The organism is Pantoea sp. y20, assembly GCF_054903455.1.
In genome coordinates, this window is the sequence record NZ_CM142816.1 from 3,214,894 (window position 1) to 3,228,833 (window position 13,940).

The following is a 13,940-nucleotide window of genomic DNA, read 5'->3' on the forward strand; positions in this document are numbered from 1 at the left end:
TTACAGTCGGTCACTGACCCATTCCTGCACGCCTGCCAGCGCGCCAGCCAGCGCCTGCGGATTTGTACCGCCGGCCTGAGCCATATCTGGGCGACCACCGCCTTTACCACCAACCTGAGAGGCCAGTTCGCCAATCAGCTCGCCGGCTTTTACACGGTCAGTAAGATCTTTGGTCACGCCAGCAATCAATGAAACTTTGCCATCATCAACCGTTGCCAGCACGATAATGGCAGACGTTAACTGGTTCTTCAGATCGTCAACCATGGTACGCAACATTTTCGGCTCAACGTTGCTCAGTTCACTGACCAGCAACTTCGTGCCTTTAACGTCAATCGCCTTACTGCTCAGTGACGCGCTTTCCTGCGCAGCTTGCTGATCGCGCAGTTGCTGCAACTCTTTTTCCAGCGCGCGGACGTGATCAACTAAGCCGCGCACTTTCTCATTCAGGTTACTGCTATTGGCTTTCACCAATTGCGCCACATCCAGCAACTGTTGGCTTTGCGCATTCACTTGTGCCAACGCACCTTCGCCGGTTACGGCTTCAATGCGGCGTACACCTGCAGCAGTGCCCGATTCAGACTGAATGCGGAACAGGCCAATATCACCGGTACGCAGCGCGTGAATACCACCACAGAGTTCGGTAGAGAAATCGCCCATGGTCAGCACACGTACGCGCTGATCGTATTTCTCACCAAACAGCGCCATTGCGCCCTTCTGTTTTGCATCATCGAGATCCATGATTTCGGTCTCAACGACAAGGTTGCGGCGAATCTGCGCGTTAACAATATCCTCGACCTGACGGATTTCCTGCGGTTTCATGGCTTCAAAATGAGAGAAGTCGAAACGCAGATATTTATCGTTAACCAGCGAGCCTTTTTGTCCTACGTGATCACCCAACACCTGACGCAGTGCTGCATGCAGTAAGTGCGTGGCGGAGTGATTCAAACGGATGCGCGCGCGACGCGTTTCATCAACCTGCGCATGCAAACGGTCACCAACGCGTAACTGACCGTTGCTCAGCTTACCGATATGACCAATCGCTTTACCATACTTCTGTGTATCCTGAACGCTAAATTCAGCATTCTGCCCAGCCAGCACGCCAGTATCGCCAACCTGTCCACCTGACTCGCCGTAGAACGGCGTTTCGTCCAGCACGACCACCGCGTCCTGACCTGCGCTGATCTGCTCAACTTGCTGACCGTCGACGAACAGTGCTTCGACTGTCGCATTCAGTTCCAGATGGTCATAGCCTTTAAAGTCGGTTGCGGCATCAATGCGAATGACATTGTTATAGTCGGCACCAAAACCGCTGGCTTCACGCGCACGCTGACGCTGCTGCTCCATCGCGGCTTCAAAACCCGCTTCATCAATCTTCAGATTGCGCTCACGGCACACGTCAGCGGTCAAATCCGCCGGGAAACCGAAGGTGTCGTACAGACGGAACACCGTTTCGCCATCAAGCGTATCGCCCTGCAGCTTGGCCAATTCCTCATCCAGCAGCGCGAGTCCACGCTCCAGCGTTTTGGCAAACTGCTCTTCTTCGTTTTTAAGCGCGTTTTCAACATGCTTCTGCTGACGCTTCAGGTCTTCGCCTGCAGCTCCCATCACTTCAATCAGTGGCGCAACCAGCTTGTAGAAGAAGGCTTCTTTCGCACCCAGCATATTGCCGTGACGTACCGCGCGACGAATAATGCGACGCAGCACATAGCCGCGGTTTTCATTCGATGGGATTACGCCATCGGCGATCAGGAAGGCACAAGAGCGAATATGGTCAGCGATAACGCGCAGCGACTTGTTATCCAGATCGGTTGCGCCAGTTACCTGCGCAACTGATTTGATCAGTTTGGCAAACAGATCGATTTCATAGTTGGAGTTAACGTGCTGCAACACGGCAGCAATACGCTCCAGACCCATGCCGGTATCCACTGACGGTTTAGGCAGCGGCTCCATGGTGCCGTCGGCCTGACGGTTGAACTGCATGAAGACGATGTTCCAGATCTCGATGTAACGATCGCCATCTTCTTCCGGGCTGCCCGGTGGGCCGCCCCAGATATGATCGCCGTGATCGAAGAAAATTTCGGTACATGGACCGCAAGGTCCGGTGTCGCCCATCTGCCAGAAGTTGTCTGATGCGAAAGCGCTGCCTTTGTTGTCACCGATACGGATAATGCGCTCGCGCGGCACACCAATATCGTTAGCCCAGATTTCGAAGGCTTCATCGTCTGTTTCATAGACGGTCACCCACAGGCGCTCTTTAGGCAGCTTGAACCACTGCTCACCCGTCAGCAGTTCCCATGCATAAGCGATCGCTTCTTTCTTGAAGTAATCACCAAAGCTGAAGTTGCCCAACATTTCAAAGAAGGTGTGGTGACGTGCCGTGTAGCCCACGTTTTCGAGGTCGTTATGCTTGCCGCCGGCACGCACACAGCGCTGCGACGTCGTTGCACGCGCATAGTCGCGCTTATCCTGACCGAGGAAAACGTCTTTAAACTGGACCATCCCGGCATTGGTAAACAGCAAAGTCGGGTCGTTGTTCGGTACGAGGGAGCTGCTGGCTACAACCTGATGTCCCTTGCTATGAAAAAAGTCGAGAAACGCTTGACGGATCTCAGCAGTGCTCTTGCTCATAAAATTCCTGGAATCACGCTAACGAACGTTCCCTTTCGCTGGCAAACCCTATCCATCCGGCCTGCCGCTGACTGAGGAACAAAAAGTGGGAATAAGATAAATTTTCTTCAGTGGGAAGTAAAATCACATCGCCTTTCAGTCGTCACTATTTCTGAAAACAGCCTGAATATCTTCCATCATAAAGCCTTTCGACATTAAAAAACGCTGTACCTTGCTTTTCTCAGTCCAGGTTTGCGGTAAGGGTTCGCCAAATTTGCGTTTGGCAAGATCGGCTGCGCACTGGCTCCAGTCTACTTCGGTATCGAATAGCGCCTGATTGATCTCCTCACGGCCAATGCCCTTTTGCTGCAATTCCATACGCACGCGCTGTGGACCATATCCTTTACGTGCACGGCTTTGAATAAAGCGTTCGGTAAAGCGCTCATCGTTGAGCCAACCGCTTTCCTGACACCAGTCGAGCACTTTTTCCAGTAACTCGTCGGGAATGGGCGTATTTTCCTGCTGCTGCAGATAAGCCGCACGTTGGGAAGAGAGCTGTAATTTACGCTTCAGCTCTTCACGACTGTGGTCGCGCTGCGAAAGGATGCGCATAGCGCGGTCGAGTAAACGGGAATATGTTGGCACCGGTGCCGCAGATGGTGATGATGACATAGGATCAACCTTGTTCTAACAGTCGTGCAGGGTCGCAGAGTAAAGCAAGAAGGCAGAGAGGAAAAGCGCTGGCGGGGAAAAGCAAAACGGGAGCATTTCTGCTCCCGTTAATATTTTAGAAATCTTCGTTGGTTTCGCTGGCTTCTTCGCGATCATCCGCGGAGATTTTCGCGGTGTCTGCGGCGGCGGCATCACCACTTAGCAGTAAGTCACGCAGCTTCTTGTCGATTTCATTCGCAATCGCCGGGTTCTCTTTAAGGAAGTTGGTGGAGTTAGCTTTACCCTGACCAATCTTCTCACCGTTGTAGCTGTACCACGCGCCGGCTTTCTCAACCAGTTTGTGCTTCACGCCAAGATCCACCAGCTCGCCAAAGGTGTTGATACCTTCGCCGTACATGATTTGGAATTCAGCCTGCTTAAACGGTGCCGCAACTTTGTTCTTCACGACTTTCACGCGGGTTTCGCTACCTACCACTTCGTCGCCCTCTTTAATCGCACCGATACGGCGGATATCCAGACGAACAGAAGCGTAGAATTTCAGTGCGTTACCGCCTGTTGTGGTTTCCGGGTTACCGAACATCACACCAATCTTCATACGAATCTGGTTGATGAAGATCAGCAGCGTGTTGGACTGCTTCAGGTTACCCGCCAGCTTACGCATTGCCTGGCTCATCATACGAGCGGCCAGACCCATGTGCGAATCGCCAATCTCGCCTTCGATTTCCGCTTTCGGCGTCAGCGCCGCCACGGAGTCGACGATGATGACGTCAACTGCGCCTGAACGCGCCAGCGCATCACAAATCTCCAGCGCTTGCTCACCGGTATCCGGCTGTGAACACAGCAGGTTATCGATATCAACGCCCAGTTTTTTCGCGTACACCGGATCCAGTGCGTGCTCAGCATCGATAAAGGCACAGGTTTTACCTTTACGCTGTGCAGAAGCAATGACCTGCAGCGTCAGCGTGGTTTTACCCGAAGATTCCGGTCCGTAAATCTCAACGATACGGCCCATCGGCAAGCCACCCGCGCCCAGCGCGATATCCAGTGACAGTGAGCCGGTAGAGATGGTTTCGACATCCATTGAGCGGTCTTCACCCAAGCGCATGATGGAGCCTTTACCAAATTGCTTCTCAATCTGGCCCAGTGCGGCAGCTAAAGCCTTCTGTTTGTTCTCGTCGATCGCCATTTCCACTCCTAATCATGCTGGGTGAGTCGACATCAAGTATGTCGCTCGTTCTGTTGCAGCTAATTATACTGTATAGTCATACAGTATCAAGTTTTAATTTATCAGAAATTCATCAAGCAGCGTTTGCAGCGCCCAAGCCACTGACTGACGGCGTACCGCATCACGGTCGCCAGCAAAGATCTGGCGCTGCGCTAGTACGCGCCCCTCTGGACCCACAATCGCAAACCACACGGTGCCCACCGGTTTATCGGGCGTGCCACCTTCAGGACCGGCAATACCGCTTACGGCGATGGCGTATTCTGCCGCTGCCGCTTTAGCCGCACCGGTAGCCATCTCACGCACCGTCTGTTCACTTACGGCGCCATGCTGCTGCAACGTTGTCTCCTGTACGCCGACCATCTGCTGCTTAGCTTCATTGCTGTAAGTAACGAAACCGCGCTCAAACCAGGCAGAGCTACCGCTGATATCAGTAAATACTTTCGCAATCCAGCCGCCGGTGCAGGATTCTGCAGCGGTCACCGTGGCCTGACGTCTCTTCAGCTGTTCGCCAATGCGGTGGCTTAGCTGCTGTAACTGTTCATCGTTCATCGCCTTCTCCCGTTGTGGCGCTTCACGTTAGCAGTAAATGGTGCACTGAAAAGCCCTTTTCAACCTTCAGCCATCATTTCTGCGCAGTGGATTCCAGATACCTCAACCTGTTTTCACTGCAACCATAAACAGACGCGGGAAGGCTAACAAAACCTGGCCGTTACTGCGTGCGGGGTAAGCCGGAATGAGGGCCTGATGATAATCATGAAGAAATGCTGCCTGCTGCGTTTCATCCAGCCCCGCGAGGAAAGGACGCAGCCCGGTGGCACGCAACCAGGTAATGATGCCCTGCGCATCTGCCATCGGGTGATAATAAGTAGTGCGCCAGACATCAACCTGACAACCCGCATCGGTCAGCAGATCGTAATAGCGATCGGTGGTTAGCAGACGTTTGCGATCCGCCGCTTGTGGCGAAATCAGCGCCTGCCATTTTTCATTCGCCGCCACTTCACGCATCAGACGGTGCGATGGTTCTTCAAGATTATCCGGCATCTGAATCGCTAGCGCGCCACCGATGGCCAATTGATCAACCAGATGCGGCAGCAAGGTGTGATGCTCGGTCAGCCACTGCAGCGAGGCGTTGGCATAGACAACCTGCTGCGGCTGTTCAGCCTGCCAGCGACGAATATCGGCCTGCAGGAAATGGCAGTTGGGGAGACGTTCGCGCGCCTGTTCTAACATTGCCGCAGAACTGTCAATGCCGGTTATCTGCGCCTCCGGCCAGGCTTGTGCCAGTAGCTCGGTGCTGTTGCCGGGTCCGCAACCAAGATCGGTGGCAAAGCGCACATCATCGAGCGGAATGCGCTCCAATAGCTCGCGCGCCGGGCGGGTTCGCTCTGATTCAAATTGGCGATACAGCTGTGGATTCCAGTCTTGCATGGCAATGCTCCTGTCTTGGCTGAGGGGTTAAACACTACCTGCTTTTCATGCGTTTATAGAAAGAGAAAAGTGCGATATCTCACCTTTTTGCCCTCGTTAGCTGGTTAGCCTGTGCAGATAGCATTAAGTTAAAACGACGTTTCATTTTCCAACCAAGGAGCTTGATATGTCTGCACAACCCGCATTGCCCGGCGTATGGTGTCCGTCAGTAACGCCCTTTGATAGCAACAATAATCTCGATATTGATGCGCTTGGCCGCCATTTTTCTCGCCTGAGCCAATCAGGCATTGATACCTTGCTGCTGATGGGCAGTATTGGCGAATTTGCCTCGCTCTCGCAGCAGGAGCGCCTGTTACTGATCCGCGAGGCGCGTCAACTCTCGCCCCTGACCATGGTGGCAAATGTCTCCAGCACCTGTATTGCGGACATGCTGCAACTGGCAGATGCGGCCTGGCAGAACGGATTTGATGCTGTAATGGTGCTGCCTCCTTACTATTACGGGCAGACACATAAACAGCTGCTGCGCTATTTCAAAGCGCTGGATACACAGCTGGGCGGCAAGTGGTTCGCCTACAATTTCCCCGCACGCACCGGCTGTGATTTAACGCCTGCGTTGGTCGCAGAACTGGCGGCAGAGCTGCCCAACTTTATTGGCATCAAAGACACCATGGATTGCTTGTCGCACAACCGCGCAATGATTGAAGAAACGAAGCAGGTGCGCAGTGATTTCACCGTGCTTTCCGGCTATGACGAATATCTGTTGCCCAATCTACTGGCTGGCGGTTCAGGTGTGATTTCCGGCTTGAACAATATTGTACCGGAGCTATTTGCCCGTGCGATGCAGGCCTGGCGGGCGGGCGATGTAGCGCAGCTCAGTGAGATTCAGCAACGTATTGGTAAACTGATGGCGATTTACACTATCGGCGATGATTTTGTTACCACCATAAAAACGGCTGTTGCACGTCGATTTGATTCAATGCGCAGCGACTCGCGCAATTATGGTGGCGAGCTAACAGCGGAACAGTGCGAGGAAGTGGATCGTTTACTGAGTTGAAACAAACAGGACGGCGCAAAGCCGTCCCATAATTAATTCTTTTTGACGAACTCAGATTTGAGTTTCATCTGGCCAAAACCATCAATTTTGCAATCAATGTTGTGATCGCCTTCGACCAGGCGAATGCTTTTGACTTTGGTACCAATTTTCAACGTCGAAGAGCTGCCTTTAACCTTAAGATCTTTAACGACAGTGACGCTGTCGCCATCGGCTAACAGGTTGCCGTTGGCATCGCGTACCACCAAACCGTCCGATGCATCATCGGCGTTTGCCGTCCAGATATGGCCGCAAGATGGGCAATTCAGATTCTCGCCATCTTGCCAGGTGTAATCGGCGTGGCAGACAGGACAGGCAGGTAAGGTACTCATAAGCGCTCCTCAGAAGTCGGATGCGGTGAAGATGGCACCGCAAATGGGGCGCCATCTTATACCCTCACACTTTATATGGACAGCATTAAAACAGGCTGCCCTGACGTGCTTTAGCCACGGCTTCACCCAACTGCCACACCGCCATTGCATAGTGGGTGCTGTGGTTATAGCGCGTAATGGCATAGAAGTTGGGCAGACCATACCAATATTGATAGCTGGTGCCGAGATCCAAACGCAGCAAACTGACCTGAGTATTGCCGTCCAGCGATCCCTGCGGCGTTAACCCACTCGCGGCTAAGGTGCTGACCGGGTACTTGGTTTTAAAGCCATTCTCCAATGCCGGAGCCTGCCCGCTGGCCGGCACCGCAACGTTCTCGCCCGCACGCCAGCCATGTTCTTTGAAGTAGTTGGCAACGCTACCAATCGCATCAACCGGATCCCAAAGGTTGATATGACCATCGCCATTAAAATCGACTGCGTATTGCTTATAAGAGGATGGCATGAACTGTCCATAACCCATCGCACCGGCAAAGGAGCCGCGCAGATCCAGCGGATCGTCTTGCTCTGTTCGCGCCATCAGCAGGAAGGTCTCCAACTCACCGCTGAAGTAAGCTGCACGACGCGGATAGCTAAATGACAAGGTTGCCAGCGCATCCAGCAAGCGCGTTTTGCCCATTACCCTGCCCCAGCGCGTCTCAACGCCGATAATGCCAACAATGATTTCCGGCGGCACGCCGTAAACCTGCTGCGCACGCTGTAGCGCATCCTGATACTGATTCCAGAATGCCACGCCGTTCTGCACGTTATCCGGCGTAATAAACTTGTTGCGATAGCGAATCCACGCGCCATTCGGTCCGGTTGGCGGCGTATAGCTCGGGGCTTGCTGGTCCATCAGACGCAGCACGTAATCCAGACGCTTCGCCTGGCCGATAACCGCATGCAATTGCTCACGGTTAAAACCGTGTTTTGCCACCATTTGATCAATGAACTGTTCAGCGGCGGGGTTACCCGCAAAATCGCCAAACATCGGTTGAACCGCGTGCGAAGGTTCCAGCAAAAAACCGCCTTTCGGTGCAGGCACAACGGCGGGCTGCTGATGGGATGCAGGCTTACTGCTGCAGGCAGCAAGCAGAGTAATAAGCGGAAGAAGAGCAACCTTAAAACGCATTGGATATCCATAAGCCAGGTGAAACCGGAAGCACTCATGGTAATCGTTCATCGGGGTGACATACAGAGCAATATCTTAAAATTTAGCCGTTTCCCGCCCGTTTCAGCCGGTTGCAACGCGAATTTGCGAAACCGCTCCACACTTTACCTTTTTCATTAAATTTTGCTTTTTACCGTTTGCGGCAATTTGTTATGGTCGGCAGCCATAAAGCCCTGCTGGCGGATGAAGGTTACGCGGCAAAAATGGTAATATCCCGCTTTCGTTATCCGCCCAAGTGATAACGACACTTCCGGGCTGCATTGACCCAGCCTCAGGTAATTAAAAGAATGAATGTTGAGTGAGAATGAGATGAAAGGAGCAGAGCAAATGGACTTTAGTGGCCATACGCCGATGATGCAGCAATACCTGCGCCTGAAGGCCGATCATCCTGACATCCTGCTGTTTTATCGCATGGGCGATTTTTACGAGCTGTTTTACGATGACGCGAAACGCGCCTCGCAACTGCTGGAAATCTCTCTGACTAAACGCGGCGCCTCTGCTGGGGAACCGATTCCGATGGCGGGCGTGCCTTACCATGCGGTTGAAGGCTATCTGGCGAAACTGATCCAGCTCGGCGAATCGGTGGCGATCTGTGAGCAGATTGGCGACCCAGCCTTGAGCAAAGGCCCGGTTGAGCGAAAAGTGGTGCGCATCGTTACACCCGGCACCATCAGCGATGAAGCGTTGCTGCAAGAGCGCCAGGATAACCTGCTCGCCGCCATCTTCCAGAGCCAGCGCGGTTTTGGTTATGCAACGCTGGACATCAGTTCTGGCCGCTTCCGCCTGAGTGAACCCGGCGATCTGGAGACGATGGCAGCAGAACTGCAGCGCACCAATCCGGCTGAACTGCTCTATCCCGAAGATTTCCAGGCAATGACGTTGATCGATCAACGCCGTGGCCTGCGTCGCCGCCCGCTGTGGGAATATGAAATCGATACGGCGCGCCAGCAGCTCAATCTGCAATTTGGCACCCGCGACTTAAGTGGTTTTGGCGTTGAGCAGGCGCATCTGGCGCTACGCGCTGCAGGATGTCTGCTGCAATATGTTAAAGACACGCAACGCACGTCGTTACCGCATATTCGCTCGCTGAGCATGGAGCGTCAGCAGGATAGCGTGATCATGGATGCTGCTACGCGCCGCAACCTGGAGATAACGCAAAACCTGGCCGGCGGCATCGAGAACACGCTGGCGGCGATACTGGATAAAACCGTCACGCCGATGGGCAGCCGTATGCTGAAACGCTGGCTGCATATGCCGCTGCGCGATGTCACTACCATTGCCCGGCGTCAGGAGTCTATCGCAGAACTGCAATCACTTAGTCAGGAGCTGCAGCCGGTGCTGCGCCAGGTGGGCGATCTGGAGCGTATTCTGGCGCGACTGGCACTGCGCACCGCGCGCCCACGCGATTTGGCACGTATGCGCCATGCCTTCCAGCAGTTGCCCGAGTTAAACCAACAACTCGAGGGCGTTGAGGCCACGCAGTTAATTAATCTGCGCTCTCAGATGGGCGAATTTACCGAACTGCGTGAGTTGCTGGAACAGGCGATCATTGAATCGCCGCCAGTGCTGGTGCGCGACGGTGGCGTGATCGCTCCGGGATACAACGCTGAACTCGACGAGTGGCGTGCGCTAGCCGATGGTGCCACCGATTATCTTGATCGTCTGGAAATCCGAGAACGCGAGAAAGTCGGGCTGGATACGCTGAAAGTCGGCTTTAACGCGATTCACGGCTACTACATTCAGGTCAGCCGTGGTCAAAGCCATCTGGTGCCGATTCATTACGTTCGCCGCCAGACGCTGAAGAATGCTGAACGCTATATCATTCCTGAACTAAAAGAGTATGAAGATAAGGTCCTGACGTCGAAGGGCAAAGCGCTGGCGCTGGAGAAAGGTCTCTACGATGAGCTGTTTGATCGCTTGCTACCGCATCTTGAAGCCCTGCAAATCAGTGCGGCTGCACTCTCTGAGCTGGACGTGCTAGCGAACCTGGCCGAACGTGCATGGACGCTGAATTATTGCCGCCCGGTGCTGCAAGAAAAAGCCGGCATCCGTATTACTGCAGGCCGCCATCCGGTGGTCGAGCAGGTATTGAAAGAGCCGTTTATCGCGAATCCGCTGTCACTCTCACCGCAGCGTCGCATGCTGATCATTACCGGCCCCAATATGGGCGGTAAAAGTACCTACATGCGCCAGACAGCGTTGATCGCGCTGATGGCGTGGATAGGCAGCTATGTGCCAGCAGAAGAGACCGTCATCGGCCCTATCGATCGCATCTTCACGCGCGTCGGGGCTGCTGATGATCTGGCTTCCGGACGCTCAACCTTTATGGTGGAGATGACGGAAACCGCCAACATTCTGCATAACGCTACCGAAAACAGTCTGGTACTGATGGATGAAATCGGGCGCGGCACCTCAACTTATGATGGTTTGTCGCTGGCATGGGCCTGCGCTGAAAGTTTGGCGAATCGCATTAAGGCCATGACGCTCTTTGCCACCCACTATTTCGAGCTGACCACGCTGCCGGAAAAAATGGAAGGTGTCGTGAATGTGCATCTGGATGCGGTCGAACACGGAGACACCATCGCCTTTATGCACAGCGTGCAGGATGGTGCAGCAAGCAAAAGTTATGGTCTCGCGGTGGCGGCGCTGGCGGGCGTGCCGAAGGAAGTGATTAAGCGCGCGCGTAACAAGCTGAAGGAGCTGGAAGCGTTATCTGGCAGCTCCGCCGCATCCACAGTGGAAGGTTCGCAAATGCAGTTGCTGGTGGCAGAAACCTCACCGGCGGTTGATGCGCTTGAGGCACTGGACCCAGACAGCTTAACGCCGAAGCAAGCGCTGGAATGGATCTATCGCTTGAAAACGCTGGTGTAGTTATTCGCCCGCCCAGAAGCAACGTTCTGTGCGGGCCATTTTTTCTTTCTTACAATTCCCTGGTGTTAAGCAATTTCAGCGGGCTCATACTAATCAACTCGCCCGGCTTTAAATCACACTATATCCCCCATCGATCACTAAATTCTCGCCATTGACCATTGCCGCTTCATTGCTGCTGAGATACAGCACCGTACTCGCGACTTCGTCTGGTGTGGCAAAACGTCGTGATGGGATTTTTGATTTCATCTGCTCCGCTCTCTCCCCATGCCAGTAACGCTTACCTAATTCCGTCTCAACCACCGTTGGTGAAATGGCATTAGCGGTAATACCAAACGGTCCCAACTCCGCTGCCAACACTCGCGTGAAAGACACCATGCCTGATTTGCTGGTGCAATATGCCGCGTGCTCATTGAGTGCAATGACGCTGGCCTGTGAGGCGATGTTAATCAGGCGACCAAAACCGTGTTCTTTCATATAACGGGCACAATGCTGAGCGAGGAAGAATGGCGCGGTCATGTTAATCAACATCGTGGTATTCCAGCTGGCGAGTTGCACTTCGCCCACGGATTCCAGCATGCCAATACCGGCGTTATTGACCAGGATGTCAATGCGGCCAAAATCATGGTGAATCTGCTCAACCAGTTCGCCAAGCGCTTCGACATTAGCCAGATCGAAAACGTAACCTCGCGCAGGGTTGTCCATCTTGCTGGCAACCGTTTTTACCTCTTCTGCGCGATCGATCATCGCCACTTGGGCACCCGCAGCACTTAAACAGCGGGCAATGGCGTAACCAATTCCCGATGCGGCGCCGGTGACGATGGCGACCTTATTTTGCAGTGAAAATGGTGTTGTCATGTTGTGGTCCTTTTCATTGAGGGTATTTATTCGGATTCGCTGGCCGTGGTCTTGAAAGGAGCGTTACGCTCTATTTTTGGTTGGGGATCACGAATAAAGAATGTCATGACGCCGCCAGCAAAATAGAGAACGGAGAAAGTAATAATCACGTGCTTGATTTCAAATGACAGGCCGAACATTAGTGCGGCAACCGCCGGACCAATTAGATTACCGAAACCACCCCCCAGATTTTGCACCGAAACCGCAGCGCCTTTATGCTGCGGCGCCAGCATCGGGAAAATTGCCCCCATTGGCACAAAGGAGGTGAGCGTTAAGGCTAATAACAGCGCGCAGACAATGGCTAACGCCAGATTACCTGGGAAAAATGAGGGTAAAAAATAGAAAGCGGCAGTGGTAATCGTGCATCCGAAGAAACCAAACCAGCGCATCTGAAAAATCCAGCCAATACGATCGCCAATAATGCCCCAAAGCACATTGGTTATTGGTTGAACCAGGAAAAATACGCCCCAGATAGTCGCCCACTCTTTAGTAGAAAATCCTAATTCACGGGTGAAATAGATCGGCATAAATACCGGCAGGCCAAATAATGCCACATTACATAAGATGCGTGTTATCAGCGCAAAGAACATACTGCGGTCTTCGAAGATCAAGGTTATTCCACGCGATATTTCGCGTAATTTTTCTTTGTGACTGACGCCGTCACTATTTAGATTATGTTCATTCTTATTTTTTACCATGAGCAATATAATTACACCGCCCACCGCAGCAAACAGCAGTGAAAGCCAAAGCGTATTGATGAACCCAATTTCAGGCACCAGAAGGCCGGAGAGGAAGGAAGCTGTAATGCCATAACCAATGGTAAACATCGACCATATCCAGCCGGTTGCGGAGGCAAGTCGATGCTCAGGCGTGCGCTGCACCACTAATACATAGAATCCATAAAAAAACAGCGGATAAGCGAAGCCGCGCAACGTATAACTCACCAACATCAAGGTAAAGTTATTTTCACTTACGCCAAAATAAACAAATACGGCATGTAACACCATCCACCAAATAGCGCCGGTGAGCATAATTTTCTTCGGACCATAAATTTCACTGACGGCACCGGAAAGCCAACTTGAAACTGCTGCCGTTAACGCATAAACGGTGAAAACTAATGAAACTTGTTTTTCTCCATAGCCGAGATCGTAGAGATATCGGGAGAGATGAGCCAGTTCGATGCCATCGCCGGTCATGAAGATGGCCATCGCAATATATCCCCATAGCAGAGATATTGGCATCCCAAAAACCACTCTGGAGTATTGTGACTTTGTACTGCTGCTTTGCACACGCATTGTTCTTCTCACTCCCTTTTAGTTATTCATTGCTTGAATATCCTGGTGATACAGCGAGCAAGAAAATGGCATAGCACCGTGTTAAAAACTTTTATCAGAGTGACACGGAGAAAGGAAATAAGGCAAAATTGCAAAGAAAGTCGTGCGCAGCATTACAATTCTCTAAATGAGAGCAAGATAAATTGAGCATTTATTAGATGTTTAATTAACATCTAATAGATTTAGTTTACGTTTATCTATTTAGGTGAGGATTTAAGTGATAGCGTTAAAAGATTTTACTTCGATGAATTAACAAAGTGCTGTCTGTTTATTTTAACCA

Annotated in this window: 11 protein-coding genes; 2 read left to right on the forward strand and 9 right to left on the reverse strand. The window is 52.5% G+C overall.

The annotated features are described in order from the left end of the window. From alaS to tam, 5 genes are all read right to left on the reverse strand, one after another. Positions 1-2,628, reverse strand: a complete 2,628-nt coding sequence (alaS, locus tag ACYAC5_RS15035) for an alanine--tRNA ligase (RefSeq protein ID WP_192411987.1) — start codon at positions 2,626-2,628, stop codon at positions 1-3. A 135-nt stretch (positions 2,629-2,763) separates the two neighbouring features. After that, positions 2,764-3,279, reverse strand: a complete 516-nt coding sequence (locus ACYAC5_RS15040) for a regulatory protein RecX (RefSeq protein WP_192411988.1) — start codon at positions 3,277-3,279, stop codon at positions 2,764-2,766. A gap of 115 nt (positions 3,280-3,394) precedes the next feature. Then, positions 3,395-4,465: a recombinase RecA gene (gene recA / locus ACYAC5_RS15045; RefSeq protein ID WP_137386329.1), complete on the reverse strand. Its 1,071-nt coding sequence runs from the start codon at positions 4,463-4,465 to the stop codon at positions 3,395-3,397. 93 nt (positions 4,466-4,558) lie between these two features. Then, positions 4,559-5,053: a nicotinamide-nucleotide amidase gene (gene pncC, locus ACYAC5_RS15050; RefSeq protein WP_192411989.1), complete on the reverse strand. Its 495-nt coding sequence runs from the start codon at positions 5,051-5,053 to the stop codon at positions 4,559-4,561. Positions 5,054-5,155: 102 nt separating this feature from the next. Next, positions 5,156-5,932, reverse strand: coding sequence for a trans-aconitate 2-methyltransferase (tam, locus tag ACYAC5_RS15055; RefSeq protein WP_192411990.1), 777 nt, complete (start codon positions 5,930-5,932; stop codon positions 5,156-5,158). Between the two features lie 166 nt (positions 5,933-6,098). On the opposite strand from tam, the gene ACYAC5_RS15060 reads away from it, so the two are divergent. Next, positions 6,099-6,986 carry a dihydrodipicolinate synthase family protein gene (locus ACYAC5_RS15060; protein ID WP_110868322.1) on the forward strand — a complete coding sequence of 296 codons (888 nt, stop codon included), beginning with the start codon at positions 6,099-6,101 and terminating at the stop codon, positions 6,984-6,986. Between the two features lie 32 nt (positions 6,987-7,018). Here ACYAC5_RS15060 and ACYAC5_RS15065 read toward each other — a convergent pair whose 3' ends face one another. Together ACYAC5_RS15065 and mltB are read right to left on the reverse strand one after the other, a co-directional pair. Further along, positions 7,019-7,354, reverse strand: a complete 336-nt coding sequence (locus tag ACYAC5_RS15065) for a zinc ribbon domain-containing protein YjdM (protein ID WP_192236517.1) — start codon at positions 7,352-7,354, stop codon at positions 7,019-7,021. Positions 7,355-7,439: 85 nt separating this feature from the next. Continuing rightward, on the reverse strand, positions 7,440-8,522 hold the full coding sequence (gene mltB / locus ACYAC5_RS15070) for a lytic murein transglycosylase B (RefSeq protein WP_101762612.1): 1,083 nt from the start codon (positions 8,520-8,522) through the stop codon (positions 7,440-7,442). Between the two features lie 366 nt (positions 8,523-8,888). Here mltB and mutS point away from each other — a divergent pair, with 366 nt between their 5' ends. Continuing rightward, complete coding sequence (gene mutS / locus ACYAC5_RS15075) at positions 8,889-11,432, forward strand: DNA mismatch repair protein MutS (RefSeq protein ID WP_462061966.1); 2,544 nt, start codon at positions 8,889-8,891, stop codon at positions 11,430-11,432. 108 nt (positions 11,433-11,540) lie between these two features. On the opposite strand, the gene ACYAC5_RS15080 is transcribed toward mutS, so the two are convergent. After that, entirely contained in the window at positions 11,541-12,287 is a 747-nt protein-coding gene (locus ACYAC5_RS15080; protein ID WP_101762610.1) for a GolD/DthD family dehydrogenase, read from the reverse strand. A gap of 26 nt (positions 12,288-12,313) precedes the next feature. Then, complete coding sequence (locus ACYAC5_RS15085; protein WP_192411992.1) at positions 12,314-13,621, reverse strand: MFS transporter; 1,308 nt, start codon at positions 13,619-13,621, stop codon at positions 12,314-12,316. Positions 13,622-13,940 lie beyond the last annotated feature (319 nt).

Excerpts from the sequence above, each read along its gene's own strand:
- alaS (WP_192411987.1), bottom strand. The coding sequence starts at position 2,628 with ATGAGCAAGAGCACTGCTGAGATCCGTCAAGCGTTTCTCGACTTTTTT.
- ACYAC5_RS15040 (WP_192411988.1), bottom strand. The coding sequence starts at position 3,279 with ATGTCATCATCACCATCTGCGGCACCGGTGCCAACATATTCCCGTTTA.
- recA (WP_137386329.1), bottom strand. The coding sequence starts at position 4,465 with ATGGCGATCGACGAGAACAAACAGAAGGCTTTAGCTGCCGCACTGGGC.
- pncC (WP_192411989.1), bottom strand. The coding sequence starts at position 5,053 with ATGAACGATGAACAGTTACAGCAGCTAAGCCACCGCATTGGCGAACAG.
- tam (WP_192411990.1), bottom strand. The coding sequence starts at position 5,932 with ATGCAAGACTGGAATCCACAGCTGTATCGCCAATTTGAATCAGAGCGA.
- ACYAC5_RS15060 (WP_110868322.1), top strand. The coding sequence starts at position 6,099 with ATGTCTGCACAACCCGCATTGCCCGGCGTATGGTGTCCGTCAGTAACG.
- ACYAC5_RS15065 (WP_192236517.1), bottom strand. The coding sequence starts at position 7,354 with ATGAGTACCTTACCTGCCTGTCCTGTCTGCCACGCCGATTACACCTGG.
- mltB (WP_101762612.1), bottom strand. The coding sequence starts at position 8,522 with ATGCGTTTTAAGGTTGCTCTTCTTCCGCTTATTACTCTGCTTGCTGCC.
- mutS (WP_462061966.1), top strand. The coding sequence starts at position 8,889 with ATGGACTTTAGTGGCCATACGCCGATGATGCAGCAATACCTGCGCCTG.
- ACYAC5_RS15080 (WP_101762610.1), bottom strand. The coding sequence starts at position 12,287 with ATGACAACACCATTTTCACTGCAAAATAAGGTCGCCATCGTCACCGGC.
- ACYAC5_RS15085 (WP_192411992.1), bottom strand. The coding sequence starts at position 13,621 with ATGCGTGTGCAAAGCAGCAGTACAAAGTCACAATACTCCAGAGTGGTT.